Source organism: Arthrobacter sp. SX1312 (assembly GCF_002929295.1).
In the GTDB taxonomy this organism is placed as follows: domain Bacteria; phylum Actinomycetota; class Actinomycetes; order Actinomycetales; family Micrococcaceae; genus Arthrobacter_D.
Genome location: NZ_PJIM01000003.1, coordinates 291,985 through 308,627, shown reverse-complemented (window position 1 = coordinate 308,627; position 16,643 = coordinate 291,985). Strand labels below are relative to the sequence as shown.

General features: G+C 69.5%; 18 protein-coding genes. 11 read left to right on the top strand and 7 right to left on the bottom strand.

Translation table 11 applies throughout. From position 1 onward, the window contains the following. Window positions 1–20 precede the first annotated feature (20 nt). The 5 genes from mmsA to CXQ92_RS14590 form a co-directional block, all read right to left on the bottom strand. On the bottom strand, window positions 21–1,559 hold the full coding sequence (mmsA, locus tag CXQ92_RS14610; RefSeq protein WP_104168484.1) for a multiple monosaccharide ABC transporter ATP-binding protein: 1,539 nt from the start codon (window positions 1,557–1,559) through the stop codon (window positions 21–23). A gap of 125 nt (window positions 1,560–1,684) precedes the next feature. Beyond that, window positions 1,685–2,908 (bottom strand): ROK family transcriptional regulator, encoded by a 1,224-nt coding sequence (locus CXQ92_RS14605; RefSeq protein WP_104168483.1) that lies wholly within the window; start codon window positions 2,906–2,908, stop codon window positions 1,685–1,687. A 31-nt stretch (window positions 2,909–2,939) separates the two neighbouring features. Then, the gene (locus CXQ92_RS14600; protein WP_104168482.1) at window positions 2,940–3,461 is read right to left on the bottom strand and encodes a gamma carbonic anhydrase family protein; all 522 of its coding nucleotides are present in this window, start codon (window positions 3,459–3,461) and stop codon (window positions 2,940–2,942) included. Window positions 3,462–3,502: 41 nt separating this feature from the next. Next, the gene (purU, locus tag CXQ92_RS14595; RefSeq protein ID WP_104168481.1) at window positions 3,503–4,363 is read right to left on the bottom strand and encodes a formyltetrahydrofolate deformylase; all 861 of its coding nucleotides are present in this window, start codon (window positions 4,361–4,363) and stop codon (window positions 3,503–3,505) included. After that, window positions 4,364–5,485, bottom strand: a complete 1,122-nt coding sequence (locus CXQ92_RS14590; protein ID WP_104168480.1) for an FAD-dependent oxidoreductase — start codon at window positions 5,483–5,485, stop codon at window positions 4,364–4,366. A gap of 303 nt (window positions 5,486–5,788) precedes the next feature. Here CXQ92_RS14590 and glyA point away from each other — a divergent pair, with 303 nt between their 5' ends. From glyA to CXQ92_RS14560, 6 genes are read left to right on the top strand one after another with little or no spacing between them, the layout of a single operon-like run. Continuing rightward, window positions 5,789–7,090 carry a serine hydroxymethyltransferase gene (gene glyA / locus CXQ92_RS14585; protein ID WP_104168479.1) on the top strand — a complete coding sequence of 434 codons (1,302 nt, stop codon included), beginning with the start codon at window positions 5,789–5,791 and terminating at the stop codon, window positions 7,088–7,090. Next, window positions 7,084–7,269: a hypothetical protein gene (locus CXQ92_RS14580; RefSeq protein ID WP_104168478.1), complete on the top strand. Its 186-nt coding sequence runs from the start codon at window positions 7,084–7,086 to the stop codon at window positions 7,267–7,269. Before glyA ends, CXQ92_RS14580 begins: the two co-directional genes overlap by 7 nt. Further along, window positions 7,244–8,137, top strand: a complete 894-nt coding sequence (locus CXQ92_RS14575; RefSeq protein WP_104168477.1) for a bifunctional methylenetetrahydrofolate dehydrogenase/methenyltetrahydrofolate cyclohydrolase — start codon at window positions 7,244–7,246, stop codon at window positions 8,135–8,137. Before CXQ92_RS14580 ends, CXQ92_RS14575 begins: the two co-directional genes overlap by 26 nt. 56 nt (window positions 8,138–8,193) lie before the next feature. Continuing rightward, window positions 8,194–9,135 (top strand): ABC transporter ATP-binding protein, encoded by a 942-nt coding sequence (locus CXQ92_RS14570; protein ID WP_104168476.1) that lies wholly within the window; start codon window positions 8,194–8,196, stop codon window positions 9,133–9,135. Next, on the top strand, window positions 9,128–10,000 hold the full coding sequence (locus CXQ92_RS14565) for an ABC transporter permease (RefSeq protein ID WP_258069966.1): 873 nt from the start codon (window positions 9,128–9,130) through the stop codon (window positions 9,998–10,000). The genes CXQ92_RS14570 and CXQ92_RS14565 overlap by 8 nt, the downstream gene beginning before the upstream one ends. Beyond that, a complete protein-coding gene (locus CXQ92_RS14560; protein ID WP_104168475.1) occupies window positions 9,997–10,830 on the top strand; it encodes an ABC transporter permease in 834 nt (277 codons plus the stop codon). Before CXQ92_RS14565 ends, CXQ92_RS14560 begins: the two co-directional genes overlap by 4 nt. 3 nt (window positions 10,831–10,833) lie before the next feature. Here the strand turns inward: CXQ92_RS14560 and CXQ92_RS18245 are convergent, their stop codons facing one another. Together CXQ92_RS18245 and CXQ92_RS14550 are read right to left on the bottom strand one after the other, a co-directional pair. Next, window positions 10,834–11,532 (bottom strand): sortase, encoded by a 699-nt coding sequence (locus tag CXQ92_RS18245; protein WP_181033680.1) that lies wholly within the window; start codon window positions 11,530–11,532, stop codon window positions 10,834–10,836. A 12-nt stretch (window positions 11,533–11,544) separates the two neighbouring features. Beyond that, complete coding sequence (locus CXQ92_RS14550; protein WP_104168474.1) at window positions 11,545–12,324, bottom strand: CHRD domain-containing protein; 780 nt, start codon at window positions 12,322–12,324, stop codon at window positions 11,545–11,547. Between the two features lie 170 nt (window positions 12,325–12,494). On the opposite strand from CXQ92_RS14550, the gene CXQ92_RS14545 reads away from it, so the two are divergent. From CXQ92_RS14545 to CXQ92_RS14525, 5 genes are read left to right on the top strand one after another with little or no spacing between them, the layout of a single operon-like run. Further along, window positions 12,495–12,983, top strand: a complete 489-nt coding sequence (locus tag CXQ92_RS14545) for a hypothetical protein (RefSeq protein ID WP_104168473.1) — start codon at window positions 12,495–12,497, stop codon at window positions 12,981–12,983. Between the two features lie 43 nt (window positions 12,984–13,026). Beyond that, window positions 13,027–13,860: an exodeoxyribonuclease III gene (locus CXQ92_RS14540; RefSeq protein ID WP_104168472.1), complete on the top strand. Its 834-nt coding sequence runs from the start codon at window positions 13,027–13,029 to the stop codon at window positions 13,858–13,860. A 16-nt stretch (window positions 13,861–13,876) separates the two neighbouring features. Continuing rightward, complete coding sequence (gene trpS / locus CXQ92_RS14535) at window positions 13,877–14,920, top strand: tryptophan--tRNA ligase (RefSeq protein ID WP_104168471.1); 1,044 nt, start codon at window positions 13,877–13,879, stop codon at window positions 14,918–14,920. Window positions 14,921–14,980: 60 nt separating this feature from the next. Continuing rightward, on the top strand, window positions 14,981–15,523 hold the full coding sequence (locus CXQ92_RS14530; protein WP_306738641.1) for a 2'-5' RNA ligase family protein: 543 nt from the start codon (window positions 14,981–14,983) through the stop codon (window positions 15,521–15,523). Beyond that, window positions 15,483–16,571 carry a YihY/virulence factor BrkB family protein gene (locus CXQ92_RS14525; RefSeq protein ID WP_104168469.1) on the top strand — a complete coding sequence of 363 codons (1,089 nt, stop codon included), beginning with the start codon at window positions 15,483–15,485 and terminating at the stop codon, window positions 16,569–16,571. The genes CXQ92_RS14530 and CXQ92_RS14525 overlap by 41 nt, the downstream gene beginning before the upstream one ends. Window positions 16,572–16,643 lie beyond the last annotated feature (72 nt).

Here is a 16,643-nt window from a genome sequence, read left to right as displayed (position 1 = left end):
TCTTTCCTTGGGTCAACGGGTCAGGCGGATTTCCTGCTGGCGGTCATGAGTTTCATCAGGGATTCCTGGTTCGCGTTCTCGCGTTCCACTTCACCGGTGATGGCGCCCTCGAAGATCGTGTAGATCCGGTCCGAGAGGCCGAGCAGTTCGGGCAGTTCGGAGGAGATGACGATGACGCCCTTCCCCTGGTCGGCGAGTTTCTGGATGATGCCGTAGATCTCGTACTTGGCTCCCACATCGATGCCGCGGGTGGGCTCGTCGAGGATCAGCAGTTCGGGATCGGTGAACATCCACTTCGCGAGGACGACCTTCTGCTGGTTGCCGCCCGAGAGCTTCGCGACGCCCTCGTTGACGCTCGGCGTCTTGGTGCGCAGCGACTTCCGGTACTCCTCGGAGATCCTGAACTCCTCGTCCCTGTCGACGACGAGACCGCGCGTGATCTTCTGCAGGTTTGCGGACACCGTGGTGGTCTTGATGTCGTCCAGCAGGTTGAGGCCGAGCGACTTGCGGTCCTCGGTGACGTAGGCGAGGCCGGCGTCGATCGCCTGGGGCACCGAGCGGAGCGTGACCTCCTTGCCGTCCATGACGATCTGGCCGGACTTGAAGGTGCCGTAGGAGCGGCCGAAGACCGAGCGCGCGAGCTCCGTACGCCCGGCGCCCATCAGCCCCGCGAACCCGACGATCTCGCCGCGCCGCACCTTGAAGCTCGAGTTCTTGCACACCAGGCGGTCCGGCACGGTGGGGTGTCCGACGGTCCAGTTCCGTACCTCGAAGAAGGTCTCACCGATCGTCGGGGTGTGGTCCGGGAAGCGGGACTCGAGCGAACGGCCCACCATCCCGCGGATGATGCGGTCCTCGTCGACGCCGTCCTCCTTGACGTGCAGGGTCTCGATGGACCTGCCGTCGCGGATGATGGTGATCGAGTCGGCGATCTGCTCGATCTCGTTGAGCTTGTGGGAGATCATGATGCAGCTGATGCCCTTGGACCGCAGGCCGGCCATCAGGTCCAGGAGGTGCTGCGAGTCGGACTCGTTCAGCGCCGCGGTGGGCTCGTCGAGGATGAGCAGCTTCACCGACTTGCTGAGTGCCTTGGCGATCTCGACGAGCTGCTGCTTGCCGACGCCGATGTCCTTGATCTTGGTGGTCGGGTCCTCGCTCAGGCCCACGCGGGCCATGAGCTCCAGGGTGGTCCGGTTGACATGGTCCCAGTCGATGACGCCGAAGCGGGCGGGCTCGTTGCCCAGGAAGATGTTCTCCGCGATCGAGAGCTCCGGGATCAGCGCGAGTTCCTGGTGGATGATGACGATCCCCGCGGCCTCACTGGAGCGGATGTCCTTGAACCGGACCTCTTCGCCCTGGAAGATGATGTCGCCCGAGTAGTCGCCGTACGGGTAGAGGCCCGAGAGGACCTTCATGAGTGTCGACTTCCCGGCGCCGTTCTCACCGCAGATCGCGTGGATCTCGCCTGCACGCACCTCGATCGAGACGTCCGCGAGGGCCTTGACGCCCGGGAACTCCTTCGTGATGGAGCGCATCTCGAGGATGATGTGGTTCTTCATGGATTCTCCCGCAGTGACGGCGTTGTCTTGATGCAGGCCGAATCACGACCTGAGAAGAATTGAACATCCCCGAGCCTTTGCAGTCAACTGTTGAACGCATGGCTCCGCGAAAACAGAGGAAATCTTTAGGTGGAGCCCACGAGAGCGGGCGAGAGTCCTGCCTGGGCGAGGACGACGGCGGCGCCACCGAGGGCCTCGGCGCGGTCGCCGAGCGAGGACATGCAGACGGCCGTCGTCTCGCCGATGATCGGCACGGCATGGCGGGACAGTCCACGCCGGATCGGCCCGAGGAGGATCTCGCCGAGATCGGTGAGCGGACCGCCGACGACGATCGTCTCGGGGTTGATCAGGTTGGCCATGTGGGCGAGCGCCCGCCCGATGGCGGCGCCGGCGTCGTCGATGACGCGCAGGGTCGCGGTGTCGCCGGTGAGTGCCCGGTCCACGATGCGCCGGGTGTCCACGGGCTCGCTGCCGCCACGGCTGAGCAGCTCGATCATCGTGGAGGTCGAGGCGACGGTCTCGAGGCAGCCGCGGTTGCCGCACCGGCAGATGAGGCCGTGCTCATTGATGGTGGTGTGCCCCAGCTCCCCGGTGATCCCGACATTGCCGTAGAACAGCGCACCGTTGAGGACGAGCCCGGAGCCGATGCCGGACCCCACCTTGACGAACATGAGGTTGTCCACCGCACTGTGCGGGCCCCAGGTCACCTGCGCCAGGGCGCCGAGATTGGCGTCGTTGTCGATGAAGACGGGCACGCCGAGCCGTTCACTGAATGTCTCGTGGATGGTGATGCCCACCCACTCGGGCAGGATGGCGCCCTGCACCACCGTCCCGCTCCGACGGTCGATGGGACCCGGGATCCCGATGCCCGCACCGAGGAGCGCGCCCCGGGAGATGCCGCCGTTCTCGAGCAGGGTGTCCAGGAGGTCCGACGCGGCAGCCAGCCCGTCGTGTGCACTGTGGCCGAGCGGGAGGGCGACGGAGGCCTCCTGCAGGACCCGGTAGTTGGGGCTCGCGAGGACCACGCGGAGGTGTCGGCGTCCGATGTCGATGCCCGCCGCGACCTGCCCGTTGTCGTTGAGGACGACGGACAGGGCCCGGCGCCCCGAGCTGGTGGTCGGCACGGTGCTCACGATCCCGGTCGTGGCCATGAACTTCACGATGTTGGACACCGTCGCCGTGGAGAGGCCCGTCTGCCGGGCGAGTTCCGCCTGGGTCCGGGGCCCGCCGCTCATGAGGGCCGCGATGACGCGCTGCTGGTTCCGCTCGCGCAGGGCGGACTGCGAACCCGGTTTCGGAGGCGGGCCGCTCGAGCTCGTCCTCGCCGTCGAGGGGGATTCTGCGGGCATGGCATAAGGCTGCCGCACCTGATGCCTGTCGTCAAGAAGTGAACGCTTGGCGGTGCTCCTGGGCGAGAGTCTTGTAGCGGTCGGCGTTCGCCCGCACGGCCCCGACCTCGTCGTCGTCCAGTTCCCGGCGCACCTTGGCCGGGACGCCGGCGACGAGCGACCGCGGCGGGACGACCGTGCCCTCCAGCACGACGGCGCCGGCGGCGACCAGCGACCCGGCGCCGATGACAGCGCCGTTCATGACCGTGGCGCTCATCCCGATGAGGCAGTCGTCCTCGATCGTGCACCCGTGCACCACGGCACTGTGCCCCACGCTGACGCGAGCCCCGATCGTGGCCGGGTAGCCCGGATCGGCGTGGACCACCACGTTGTCCTGCAGGTTGGACCCCTCGCCGATCGAGATCGCGGCCGTGTCCGCCCGGACACTGGCACCGTAGAAGACGCTGGCGGATTCGCCGAGCGTCACCTCTCCGATGAGGGACGCGGTCGGTGCCGTGAAGGCCGAATCGCTGATGACGGGGGTCCTGCCGCGGAAGGGGATGAGGTGTGCCATGGCGTCAGCCTAGGCGACGCCCTGCCGTCGCGGGAGGGGTGTTAGTTGAAGACGATCGTGCGGCGACCGTCGAGGAGCACGCGCCGCTCGGCATGCCACTGCACCGCCTGCACCAGCGCGCGTCCCTCGAGCTCCCGGCCGATCGAGGTCAGCTGCTCGGCCGTGCGCGCATGATCCACGCGGATGACCTCCTGCTCGATGATCGGCCCCTCGTCGAGGGCCCCGGTGACGTAGTGGGCGGTGGCACCGATCAGCTTCACGCCGCGTGCATGGGCCTGGTGGTACGGGCGGGCGCCCTTGAAGGACGGCAGGAACGAGTGGTGGATGTTGATGGCCCGGCCCAGCAGGTCCTCGCAGAGCCGGTCGCTGAGGATCTGCATGTACCGCGCGAGGACCACGAGTTCGATCCCGTGCTCGTCCATCAGCGCGCGCAGCCTGTCCTCGGCGTCGTCCTTGGTCTCGGGCGTCACCGGGATGTGGTGGAACTCGACGCCGTAGAACGCGGCGAGTCCCTCGAGGTCGCGATGGTTGGACACGATCACGGGGATGTCGATGGCGAGCGTGCCCGAGCGGTGCTGGAAGAGGAGGTCGTTGAGGCAGTGCGCGGCCTTGGACACCATGATGAGCGTCCGCGTACGGCGTGCGGACGGGGCCACCGACCAGTCCATGCCGAACTCCCCGGCCACGGGCCCGAGGGCCGAGCGGAGGTCCTCCTCGGACGCATCGGTGTCGAGTGCCACGCGCATGAAGAAGGTACCCGTGTCCGGGCTGCCGTACTGCTGCGACTCGGTGATATTGGCCCCCACGCCGACCAGGGCACCCGAGACACCGTGGACGATCCCGGGCCGGTCGGGGCAGGACAGCGTCAGGGAGAAGGAGCGCGGGGCGTCGGGGGAGGTCACCTACGCCAGATTACCGGGGGGCCCCGATTGTGACGCGATCCCGCGCAGCCGGGCCGCGGCTGCCGTCGCCGCCGCCCGCCCCGCGCGTGACGCGCCGAGCGTCGACGCCGATGCGCCGTAGCCGACGAGCAGGAGGCGCGGCTCCTTCAGTACGTGCACCCCGTCCATGGCGATGCCGCCGCCGGGCTCCCGGAGGCGCAGCGGTGCGAGGTGGTCCAGGGCGGCCCGGAAGCCGGTGGCCCAGAGCACGACGTCGACGGGCTCCTCGGTCCCGTCCGTGAACACCGCCGACCGCTCGCGCAGCCCGGCCAGGGGGCCGCGCGAGACGAGGATCCCGGCGTCGACGCCCGCCCGGTACTCGGCCGTGAGCGGAAGGCCCGTCGCCGACACCACACTGGCCGGCGGGAGGCCCGCCCTCGTCCGCGCATCGACCGCGGCCTCGACCTCCCGGCCCCACTCGGCGTCGAACGGCCGGCGGGTGAACGACGGCGGCCGGCGGGTCGACCAGAGGGGCGTCGCCCCGGCCGCGTGGAGCTGGAGGACGAACTGCGCGGCCGAGGTCCCGCCGCCCACCACGAGGACGCGCCGGCCCGCGAACTCGCCGGCCGAGCGGTAGTCGTGCGTGTGCAGCTGACGCCCGGCGAACACGTCGCGGCCATGGTAGTGGGGCCAGTAGGGGCGGTCCCAGGTGCCGGTCGCACTGACGACGACGTCGGCCAGCCAGGTGCCGTCCGGCGTGGACACCCGGAGCGGGCCGTCGTCGTCGGACTCCACCCCGGTCACCCGGACCGGCCGGAGCACGGGCAGGGCGAAGGTCCGCTCGTAGTCCCCGTAGTACCGGCCGACCACCCGGGAGGCGGGTTCCTCCGGGTCCGGCGTGCCGAGGCGCAGGCCCGGGAGGTCGTGCAGGGCGTGGGCGGCGTCGAAGGTGAGGGCGGGCCAGCGGTGCAGCCAGGCACCGCCCGGGGCGGGGTTGGCGTCGAGGACCACGAAGTCCCGGTGCGGGCGGAGGCCCCGGCGCGCCAGATGGTGGGCGCTGCTGAGCCCCGCCTGGCCGGCGCCGATCACGACGACGCGGACACGCCGTTCCGTTCCGCCCTCTTCCCGTGCCGGACCGTGCATGGCGACGCCCTCCCCGGTGCAGCGCCGCCCGTCGGCCGCCGCTCCACTGATGCGGAACCTGTCCCGCCGTCGTCGTATTCCGGCTAGCATGGGAGCGTCGCGACTGGCGTAGGGTGGGCAACCACCAGGAAGCGGCGGGAGGCCGGGATCCCCTGCGGGGTTCGCCCGCGCTTCCAGTGCAGACCACGGATCGCACGCCTGGGCCGCGGGTCACGTTAGAGCGGCCGGGGCGCGGACTGCGGTTCCGACCCCCGCCCGCGATTCACGCTGACCCCCTTGCGAGACCCAGAGAAGGATCGACCGATGACCACTTCGCCCATGGCTCCCTCCCACGCCGACTCCGTCACCAACGCCCCCCTGTCCGAGGTGGATCCGGAGATCGCCGCCGTCCTCCGGGACGAGCTCGCACGGCAGCGGGACACCCTCGAGATGATCGCCTCGGAGAACTTCGCGCCGCGCGCCGTCCTCGAGGCCCAGGGCAGCGTGCTCACCAACAAGTACGCGGAGGGCTACCCGGGGCGCCGCTACTACGGCGGCTGCGAGCACGTCGACGTCGCCGAGAACCTCGCGATCGAGCGGGTCAAGGCACTGTTCGGTGCCGAGTTCGCGAACGTCCAGCCGCACTCCGGCGCGCAGGCCAACGCAGCGGCGCTCTCGGCCATGATCAAGCCCGGCGAGAAGATCATGGGGCTCTCCCTCGCGCACGGCGGCCACCTCACGCACGGCATGAAGCTCAACTTCTCGGGCAAGCTCTACGAAGTCGCGGCCTACGGCGTCGAGGAGGACACCCACCGCCTGGACATGGAGCGCGTCCGTGAGCAGGCTCTCGCCGCGAAGCCCCAGGTCATCATCGCCGGCTGGTCGGCCTACCCCCGCCAGCTCGACTTCGCGGCGTTCCGCTCGATCGCTGACGAGGTCGGCGCCCTGCTGTGGACCGACATGGCCCACTTCGCAGGCCTCGTCGCCGCCGGCGTCCACCCCAGCCCCGTCCCGCACTCCGACGTCGTCACCTCCACGGTCCACAAGACTCTCGCGGGTCCCCGCTCGGGCGTGATCCTCGCCAAGCAGGAATGGGCCAAGAAGCTCAACTCGGCCGTCTTCCCCGGTCAGCAGGGCGGCCCGCTCATGCACGTCATCGCGGGCAAGGCCACGGCCTTCAAAATCGCCGGCTCGGCCGAGTTCAGGGAGCGCCAGGAGCGCGTCCTCGAGGGTGCGCGCATCATCGCCGAACGACTCACGGCCTCCGATGTCACCGAGCACGGCGTCTCGGTGCTCACGGGTGGCACGGACGTCCACCTCGTCCTCGTGGACCTGCGGAACTCGTCGCTCGACGGCCAGCAGGCCGAGGACGTGCTGCACTCGGTGGGGATCACCGTCAACCGCAACGCCGTACCGTTCGATCCCCGTCCGCCCATGGTCACCTCGGGCCTCCGGATCGGCACCCCCGCACTCGCGACCCGCGGTTTCGGCGCCACCGAGTTCACCGAGGTGGGCGAGATCATCGCTGCGGCGCTCAAGCCTTCACCCGACGTCGAGGCCCTCCGCGCCCGCGTGTCCGCGCTCGCCGCCGACTTCCCGCTGTACCCGGGCCAGGAGGAGTGGTAGACGCGGTCCCGCCCGGGGCCCTCGCCTCCGAGGCCGCCGCATCGACCCGCTACGACATCCCCGCCGAGGAATGCTGCTTCACCGGCTGCTGCGACCGCGGCAAGGCATTCCTGCTCGAACAACTGGACAAGCCCTCCCGGAAGGACGATCCGCATGACGACGACAGCACGCATCCTTGACGGCAAGGCGACCGCCGCCCGGATCAAGGAGGAACTCGCCGAGCGTGTGGCCGTCCTCCGCGAGCGCGGGGTGACACCGGGCCTCGGCACGGTACTCGTGGGCGACGACCCCGGCAGCCACTCCTACGTGGCGGGCAAGCACCGCGACTGCGCCCAGGTGGGCATCACCTCCGTGCGCCGGGACCTCCCGGCCACCATCACCCAGGAGGAACTCGAGGCGGTCCTCGACGAGCTGAACGACGACGACGCCACGACCGGCTACATCGTGCAGCTCCCGCTGCCCCCGCACATCGACACCAACGCGATCCTCGAACGCATCGACCCGGCGAAGGACGCCGACGGCCTGCACCCGATGAACCTCGGCAGGCTCGTCCTCAACGTCAACGCCGAGATGGACTCGCCCCTGCCGTGCACCCCGCACGGGATCGTCGAGCTCCTCCTCCGGCACGACGTCGCCCTCAAGGGCCTGAACGTGCTGGTCGTCGGGCGCGGCGTCACCGTGGGCCGGCCGCTCGGACTGCTCCTGACGCGCAAGCAGATCAATGCGACCGTCACCCTGGCCCACACCGGGACCGTCGACCTCCCCGACCACCTCGGCCGCGCCGACGTGGTCGTGGCGGCCGCCGGTATACCGCACATGATCACGGCGGACCGGCTCAAGCCCGGCGCGATCGTCCTCGACGTCGGCGTGAGCCGCGTCGAGGACCCGGAGACCGGGAAGGCGAAGCTCACCGGCGACGTCGACCCCGCAGCGGCGTCCGTCGCCGGCTGGCTGTCGCCGAACCCCGGGGGCGTGGGTCCCATGACCCGGGCGATGCTCCTCACGAATGTCGTCGAGGCCGCGGAGCGCCGGGCCGCGCGGGCGTAGACACGCGAGCGCCCTCCTCGGCTCCTGCCCCGGGGGTCATCGCCTAGGCTGGGCGGGTGCTCACCCACCCCGCCGGACCACCGGTCATCTCCGCGCAGCAGCTCAGCAAGCACTACGGCGACGTCAAGGCGGTCGACGGCATCTCCTTCGAGGTGCCGGCGGGGGAGTCCTTCGGCCTGCTCGGTCCGAACGGCGCGGGGAAGTCGACCACCATGCGCATGATCGGCGGGGTCTCGCAGCGGACCTCCGGCCGGCTCACCATCATGGGCCTCGACCCGGAGGACCACGGGCCGGAGGTGCGCGCCCACCTCGGGGTCGTCCCCCAGCAGGACAACCTCGACGAGGAACTGAAGGTGCGCGACAACCTCATCGTCTACGGCCGCTACTTCGGGCTCCCGATGAGCTACCTCAGGCCGAAGGCCGACGAACTGCTGGAATTCGCCCAGCTCACGGACAAGGCCGGGGCGAAGGTCGATGCGTTGTCGGGTGGCATGAAGCGGCGCCTGACCATCGCGCGCTCGCTCATCAACGAACCGAAGATCCTCCTGCTGGACGAACCCACCACGGGCCTGGACCCGCAGGCGCGGCACATCCTCTGGGACCGGCTGTTCCGGCTCAAGGAGTCCGGGGTGACCCTCATCCTCACCACGCACTACATGGACGAGGCGGAACAGCTCTGTGACCGGCTCGTCGTCGTGGACGAGGGCCGGATCATGGCCGAGGGGTCGCCCGCGCAGCTCATCCGGGAGCACTCCACCCGCGAGGTGCTCGAACTGCGGTTCGGCTCGGCACGCAACACCACGGTGGCGGACGAACTGCAGGGCATCGGCGAGCGGCTCGAGCCGCTGCCGGACCGCGTGCTCATCTACGCCCGGGACGGCGAGGCGGCCCTCGAGCAGGTCACCTCGCGGGGGCTGAAGCCCATCACGTCCCTCGTGCGGCGGTCCTCCCTCGAGGACGTGTTCCTGCGCCTGACCGGGAGGAGTCTCGTTGAGTGAGAACGGGCCTTCCGTCCGGGAGGCCACCACCGGCCCGCCGTACCGCCTCCACGCCCACGCGCCGGAGGTCTCCGCGCGCCGCGCCCGGTCGTTCGGATCCTGGTACTACGCCGAGCACGTGCTCCGCTCCATGCAGGGCTACCGCTGGACGCTGCTCGCCTCCAGCGTCGGCACCCCGGTCATGTACCTCTTCGCGATGGGCGTGGGCCTGGCCACGCTCGTGGACCGGAACGCCGGGTCGGCCTTCGGTGGCGTCAGCTACCTGGCCTTCATCGCCCCGGCCCTGCTGGCGTCCGCGACCATCATGACGGCGGCCACCGAGTTCACCTACCCCGTCATGGACGGGTTCAAGTGGCGGCGGGTGTACTACGGTCCGCATGCGTCGCCGCTCGGCACCGGCCAGATCGTCAACGGGCACGTGCTCGCGATCACCGCCCGGCTGACCGCGACCACGATCATCTACTTCCTCATCGTCGCCGCCTTCGGTGCGTCGCCGTCCGCCACGGGGGCGGCCGTCATCCCGGTCGCCGTGCTCAGCGGACTGGCGTTCGGCCTTCCGCTGATGGCCTACTCGGCGAGTGTCGAGGAGGACAAGGGCCAGTTCGCGCTCGTCATGCGCTTCATCGTGACCCCGATGTTCCTGTTCTCCGGCACGTTCTTCCCGCTCGACACCCTGCCGGTCTTCCTGCAGTGGATCGGGTGGATCTCGCCGCTGTGGCACGGCACGGAACTCGGTCGCCTCCTCACCTACGGGCAGGCCATCCCGCCCTGGCTCACCGTGGTGCACGTGCTGTACCTCGTGGTCCTCGCCGTCGTCGGCCTGCGCCTGGCACGCACCGTCTACGCGAGGAGGCTCGGCCGATGAGCGCCCAGCTGACCCGGCAGGACTACGCGCTGGACGGCTCGAAACGGCCCCTGGCCGCGCTGTACTCGCGCAACGCGAAGGCCGTCGTCGCGCGCGGGCTCCTGGCGACCCGCAGCAGCAACTGGCTCATCATGGTGTCCGGTTTCTTCGAACCGGTGCTCTACCTGGTCTCCATGGGCGTGGGCCTCGGCGCCCTCGTCGGGACGGTCGAGGGGCCCGACGGCCGGCCGATCAGTTACGCCGCCTACATCGCGCCGGCCCTGCTGGCGGTCTCGGCCATGAACGGCGCCGTCTACGACAGCACCTGGAACGTCTTCTTCAAGATGAACTTCGCGAAGCTGTACCAGGGGATGCTGTACACCTCGCTGGGGCCGCTGGACGTCGCGATCGGGGAGATCTTCCTGGCCCTCCTGCGCGGGGCCCTGTACGCGACCGGCTTCACCGCGGTGATGGCGCTCATGGGGCTCATCACGACGCCCGTGGCGCTGCTCATGGTCCCCGCGTCCGTGGTGATCGCGTTCGGGTTCGCGTCCTTCGGCATGGGGATCACCAGCTTCATGAAGACCTTCCAGCAGATGGAATGGATCAACTTCGTGATGCTGCCGATGTTCCTGTTCTCGGCGACCTTCTACCCGCTCAGCGTGTACCCGCAGGGCATCCAGTGGTTGATCCAGGCCCTGCCGCTCTGGCACGGGGTGGAACTGCTGCGCCAGATCAGCGTCGCCTCGTTCACGCCGGCGACGGTCCTCCACGTCGGCTACTTCCTCGTGATGATCGCCGTGGGCATGCTACTGACGACCCTGCGGCTGCGGAAGCTCTTCCTGCGGTAGCTGCTAGAGGACGAGCGTCGCGTAGACGACGTAGTTGTCGTCGAACTCGCCCGTGTCGGGGTTGTAGCCGTCGCACGTGATGAGGCGCAGTTCCGATCCGGCGGTGTTCCCGTACACCTCGAGGGTGGGGAACTCGTCCTTCCCGTAGGCCTCGCCGCGCTGGAACTCGAAGACCGCCGTCGTGCCGTCCTCACGGGTGACGCTCATGCGGTCGCCGGCCTCGAGTGCGCGGAGGTCCGCGAAGACGCCCTTGCCGCCGTCGGTGGCGTTCACGTGGCCGAGCAGGACGGCCGGGCCGCGATCGCCGGGCGTCGGGGACTGGTCGTACCAGCTCGCGGGGGCCCCCGGGCCGTCGGGCGGGACCTCCAGGCTCCGGTTCTCGCGCAGGCCGAGCTTCAGCAGGTCGGTCCGGACGCCGATCGATGCGATCTCCAGCGTGACGGGCGCGGAGGCCGGGAGCACGGCGGGCAGGGGAGGGGCCGTCGCGGGGGCGGTCGACGACGGCGCGGTCGACGACGGGGAAGGGGAGGCGGAGGGAGCCGACGCGTCGGCGCTCGCATCTGCGCTCGGGGAGGCAGTGGGGGAGACGGTGGGGGCCGGCGTGGTCGCGGGGTCCGCAGCACCACAGCCGGCGAGGAGGAAAAGTGCGGCCACCGCCGGGGCGGTGAAGCCCCAGCGGCGGCCGGTCACTCTATCGATCATCGACGATCAGGACTATGCGTTGTCGGCCGAACGGCGACGGACCACGTAGGTGCCGCCGGCTGCTGCGGCGAGGACCAGGCCACCACCGAGGGCGACCATGCCCGCGGTGTTGGAGGACTCGGTGGCAACGCCCGTGTCGGCTCCGCCATAAGGCATCTCGCCCATCTGGGTCTTCACGAGGGTGCCGCAGAGTGCGGGCGACGTGGCGCCGAGGGGGAGATCGGGGTTGAGCTCGGAGGGGCTGCCGAAGACCTCTGCGGGGACGCCGGCGGTCGCGGGATCGAGACCGTGCACGACGACGACGGCGGTGCCGGCGGCGAGTGCCTTCTGGGTGGCATCATCGATGGTGATGGTGCGCTGGACGGAGTAGGTTCCGCCCTGTCCGCCGAGCGCCAGGTTCAGGCCCTCGGCCGGGGTGGTGGCACCCGAGGTGGTGAGGGTGGTGACGATGTCGCCGTATCCGGGGGCGCCCTCCGCCACGTTGACGATGCCGTTGCCGTCAGCGTCGTCCGCGGGGGTGGGGCAGACGCCCTTGGCTCCACCGTGGATGTGCTGGACGTGGGGGTACGGCGCGTCCATGAAGGTCTCGGCGAGGCCGGAAACCTGGAGGTTGACCGTGGCCTGGTCACCGGCGACGTCGAGGGTGATGGAGCCGGTGCCCGTGGTGCCGTTGAGCTGGCCCAGGGTGGACGAGTAGGCGCCGTCATGGGCGGCCATCGCGGGGGAGGCAGCGAGAGCAACAGCGCTGATCGCCAGTGCCGGTACTGCCAGGAGACGCATCTTCTTGTTCATGGGTGTTCCTCCATAGTACGAGTGAAGCGCACCGAGGGGGCGCGCACGAGGGTACTTCGGGGTGACTGCCGTCACGGATGGGGAAACTTGATGGAAACTTATCAAAGTCTGACAGTTCGCCAGCGGTGGAAGCACCGGGGGGCGGGCTGCCGATGCTGGAGAATGGTGGGATGCAGTCACTAGGGAGTAATGGGAGGCCTGCGGGCCGGGGTCCGAGCATGCGCATGGGCAGTGCCGGGATGGCCGTCATGCTGATCGTGTTCCTGGTCGCCGTGGTCTTCGCGGCGAACCAGAACGACGTCGTCGGCTGGCTGGTGGTGATCGTCTCCCTCGGCTGGCTCCTCGTCTTCAGCTATGTGGTCTTCAGTCTCCGGGGAGCGGCACGGAAGGCGACGGCGCGTCTGGAGGCCCAGGGCGTGTTCGGGGCAGGTCCCTCGGGACAGGTCCAGCCTGCCGCCGCGGACAGGGCCCGTGACCTGAAGCTCGATCACAGCTTCAAGATCGTCCAGGTGCAGGTCGGCGTGGTCAGGGAGTACCTCGGCAAGGACGAGGGCATGGTGGAGCGAGCCCTCGAGACGATCGAGATCACGTCGCACAATGCCCGCTCCATGATGAAGGGCTCCACCGACGGGCCCGTCGAGGGCACCATTGTCGACTGAGGGGCCCACCCGCCGGACGAAGCGGGATACCCTGCCGGGTACAGTGGATCGAGTGAGTCCGGCCTCGAATCCCCCCCAGGAATCCCTGCGTATCGCCTCGGTCAACGTCAACGGAATCCGCGCCGCATACAAGCGCGGGATGCAGGAATGGCTGGACGGCCGGGACGTCGACATCCTCTGCCTGCAGGAGGTCCGGGCCCCCGACGCCGTCGTCCGGGACCTGCTGGGCGAGGACTGGCATATCCTCCACACCGAGGCCGAGGCCAAGGGGCGCGCCGGGGTCGCCGTCGCCTCGCGGCGGGAGCCGACGGCGACACGCACCACGATCGGCGACTCCTACTTCGACACCTCCGGCCGCTGGGTGGAGGCCGACTTCGATGTGGACGGCGCCCACCTCACCGTGGTGAGCGCATACGTCCACTCCGGTGAGGTCGGCACACAGAAGCAGGACGACAAGTACCGGTTCCTCGATGCGATGGCCGCCCGTCTGCCGCAGCTGCGCGACGGCGCCGACCACGCCGTGGTCATGGGGGACCTCAACGTGGGCCACACCCGGCTGGACATTAGGAACTGGAAGGGCAACGTCAAGAAGGCGGGCTTCCTGCCCGAGGAGCGGGCGTACTTCGACCGTTTCCTCTCGGACGAGTGCGGCTTCGTGGACGTGGCACGTCTCCTCGCGGGCGACGTCGACGGCCCCTACACGTGGTGGTCCTGGCGCGGCCAGGCGTTCGACAACGACACGGGCTGGCGGATCGACTACCAGCTGGCCACCCAGGCCCTCGCCAAGAGCGCTGTGAGCGCCGACGTCGACAGGGCGCCGAGCTGGGACACGAGGTTCTCGGACCACGCGCCGCTCGTCGTCGACTACCAGATCTAGATTCAGGACAGCCCCCATGACACAGCCCACGCCCGTCGCGCACCCGGAACGGCGGCAGCGCATCCTCTCGGGGATGCAGCCCTCGGCGGGTTCGCTGCACCTCGGCAACTACCTCGGCGCGCTCGTGCAGTGGGTCCGCCTGCAGGAGACCTACGACGCCGTCTTCTTCATCCCCGACCTGCATGCGATCACCGTGCCGCAGGACCCGAAGGAACTGGCGCACCGCACCCGGATCACCGCCGCGCAGTACATCGCCGGCGGCGTCGACCCGGACCGGGCGACGCTCTTCGTGCAGTCGCAGGTCCCGGAACACACCCAGCTCGCCTGGGTGCTGAACTGCATCACCGGGTTCGGTGAGGCCTCGCGCATGACGCAGTTCAAGGACAAGGCGTCGAAGCAGGGGACCGATGCCGCGAGCGTGGGCCTGTTCACCTACCCGGTCCTCCAGGCAGCGGACATCCTCCTCTACCAGCCCGACGGCGTCCCGGTGGGGGAGGACCAGCGCCAGCACGTGGAGCTCAGCCGTGACCTCGCGCAGCGCTTCAACACGCGGTTCGGCGAGACCTTCGTGGTGCCGGAACCGTTCATCCGGAAGGACTCCGCGAAGATCTACGACCTGCAGAACCCGACGGCGAAGATGTCCAAATCCGCGTCGTCCCCCGCTGGCCTGATCAACCTCCTCGACGACCCGAAGGTCACCGCCAAGCGCATCCGGTCCGCCGTCACCGACGCCGGGACGGAGATCCGCTTCGACAGGACCGACAAGCCCGGGATCTCCAACCTCCTGACGATCTATGCCGGTCTGTCCGGGCGGACCGTCGCGGAGCTCGAGGCCGAGTACGAGGGGCGCATGTACGGCCACCTGAAGGTGGATCTCGCGGAGGTGGTGGTGGAGGCCCTCACCCCCGTCCGCAGCCGGGCGGAGGAACTGCTCTCCGACCCCGCGGAACTCGATCGACTCCTCGCCAAGGGCGCCGCGAAGGCACGTGCCCTGGCCGCCCCCACGCTCGCCGAGGTCTATGCGCGCGTCGGTTTCCTCCCGGCCGCGGGGTCACTCTGACCGATGTGCGCCTCGATCATCCAACCTCGCGGAGCGGCGGCAGCCACGTCCCCCTCGAGCGTGGCCGGTAGCTCCGTAGGCGTCACCATCCCGATCCCCGAGCCGCTCGCCGGCACCCTCGAGCTGTGGCGGGCGTCCTTCGGCGACCCGATGGCGGCAGTCGTACCGCCGCACATCACCCTGATCACGACGACGCCGGCCACGGACTGGGACGAGACCATCGACCACGTCCGCGCGGTGGCCCGCGACCAGGCCCCGTTCACCGTGCGGCTCCGCGGCACCGGGTCCTTCCGGCCGATCTCACCTGTGGTCTTCCTCAGGCTCGTGGAGGGCTTCGACGAGTGCGTGGACCTTCATGTCAGGCTGCAGGCCGGGCCGCTCGAGCGTGAGCTCGCTTTCCCCTTCCACCCGCACGTCACCGTGGCGCACGACGTGTCGGACGCAGCGATGGACGCCGCCGTCGGGGAGCTGCAGACCTTCGAGGCCTCGTTCGAGGTACGTTCCATGGGACTCTATGAGCACATGCCGTCGGGGCTCTGGAAGCTGAGGGAGGAGCTGCACTTTGGTCAAGGCACTGACGGCTCCCAAGCCGCAGCAGGTTGATCAGCCCTCGCCGGCCGACCTGCCCGGGCTGCACCGCAAGGTCGCCGAGGCGCGGATCCGGCTCGGCCGACTGACCCGCTCCGGCAGCGGCGGCGTGGAACTCCTCGTCGCGCGGGTGGATCTCGCCCTGTCCCGCATCAATACCGTCCGCGCGGTGCGGGTTTTCCAGCTGTATCTCCGCAGGCGCGGCCCCCTCATGGCCGCAGGTCTCGCCTACCGCCTCTTCTTCGCCATCGCGGCGCTGCTCGTGATCGTGTTCGCCGCCCTGGGCATCGTCATCGCCGGGAACGAGGACCTGCAGGACATCGCCGTGGACCTTCTCGACCAGGCCGTCCCGGGCCTGATCGACCAGGGAGAGGGGCAGGCCGGCCTCGTGACCCCCGATGCCCTGTTCGAGGCCACGAGTGGTCTCGGCTGGACCATCGTCATCTCCGCGGGTGTCATGGTGGTGACCTCCCTGGGGTGGATCGGGGGGATGCGCCAGGCGATGCGGGGGATCTTCGGCCTGCCCCCCGTGGTCACGATCCCGCTCGTGCTCTGGGCCAAGGACCTCGTCACCCTCGCCCTGCTCGGCGTCGTGATGGTCGTGACGACGGCGCTCGGCGTGGTGGCCACCAACACCCTGGGAGCGCTGCTCTCCTTCCTCGACCTCGGCGCGGCCACGCAGGGGCTGACCCAGGCCGCGGGGTTCGCGATCATGATCCTCCTGGACACCTTCGTCGTCGTGGTCCTGCTCCGATCCTCCTCCGCGATCACGATGCCGAAGCCGATCCTCCTGCAGGGAGCGCTCATCGCGGGTCTCGGGACCTCGGTGCTCAGGTTCTTCTCGACGCAGATCGTCGGACTCTTCGGCAACAGTGTGATCCTGCTGTCGGTCGCGGTGGTCGTCGCCCTGTTCGTCTGGTTCTACCTGCTGAGCCAGGTGTACCTGCTCGCGACGGCCTGGTGCGCCGTGGGCACGGCTGATGCGGCCGCCGAGTCCGCCCGCCTGCACCACGCCAAGGCCGGATCGCTGCGGCAACGGAGTCGGCGGAAGACCCGTACCTAGTCCGACGCCGTCGATGCGGAGTCGAGGGTGCCCGGACGAGGGAAAGGGCGGTCCGTCGAGACGGACCGCCCT

What these genes read in the sequence shown, in the direction of transcription:
- CXQ92_RS14590 (WP_104168480.1), bottom strand. Translation starts at nt 5,485, where the DNA reads ATGCACGGTCCGGCACGGGAAGAGGGCGGAACGGAACGGCGTGTCCGC.
- glyA (WP_104168479.1), top strand. Translation starts at nt 5,789, where the DNA reads ATGACCACTTCGCCCATGGCTCCCTCCCACGCCGACTCCGTCACCAAC.
- CXQ92_RS14575 (WP_104168477.1), top strand. Translation starts at nt 7,244, where the DNA reads ATGACGACGACAGCACGCATCCTTGACGGCAAGGCGACCGCCGCCCGG.
- trpS (WP_104168471.1), top strand. Translation starts at nt 13,877, where the DNA reads ATGACACAGCCCACGCCCGTCGCGCACCCGGAACGGCGGCAGCGCATC.
- CXQ92_RS18245 (WP_181033680.1), bottom strand. Translation starts at nt 11,532, where the DNA reads ATGATCGATAGAGTGACCGGCCGCCGCTGGGGCTTCACCGCCCCGGCG.
- CXQ92_RS14545 (WP_104168473.1), top strand. Translation starts at nt 12,495, where the DNA reads ATGCAGTCACTAGGGAGTAATGGGAGGCCTGCGGGCCGGGGTCCGAGC.
- CXQ92_RS14550 (WP_104168474.1), bottom strand. Translation starts at nt 12,324, where the DNA reads ATGAACAAGAAGATGCGTCTCCTGGCAGTACCGGCACTGGCGATCAGC.
- CXQ92_RS14605 (WP_104168483.1), bottom strand. Translation starts at nt 2,908, where the DNA reads ATGCCCGCAGAATCCCCCTCGACGGCGAGGACGAGCTCGAGCGGCCCG.
- CXQ92_RS14560 (WP_104168475.1), top strand. Translation starts at nt 9,997, where the DNA reads ATGAGCGCCCAGCTGACCCGGCAGGACTACGCGCTGGACGGCTCGAAA.
- CXQ92_RS14600 (WP_104168482.1), bottom strand. Translation starts at nt 3,461, where the DNA reads ATGGCACACCTCATCCCCTTCCGCGGCAGGACCCCCGTCATCAGCGAT.
- mmsA (WP_104168484.1), bottom strand. Translation starts at nt 1,559, where the DNA reads ATGAAGAACCACATCATCCTCGAGATGCGCTCCATCACGAAGGAGTTC.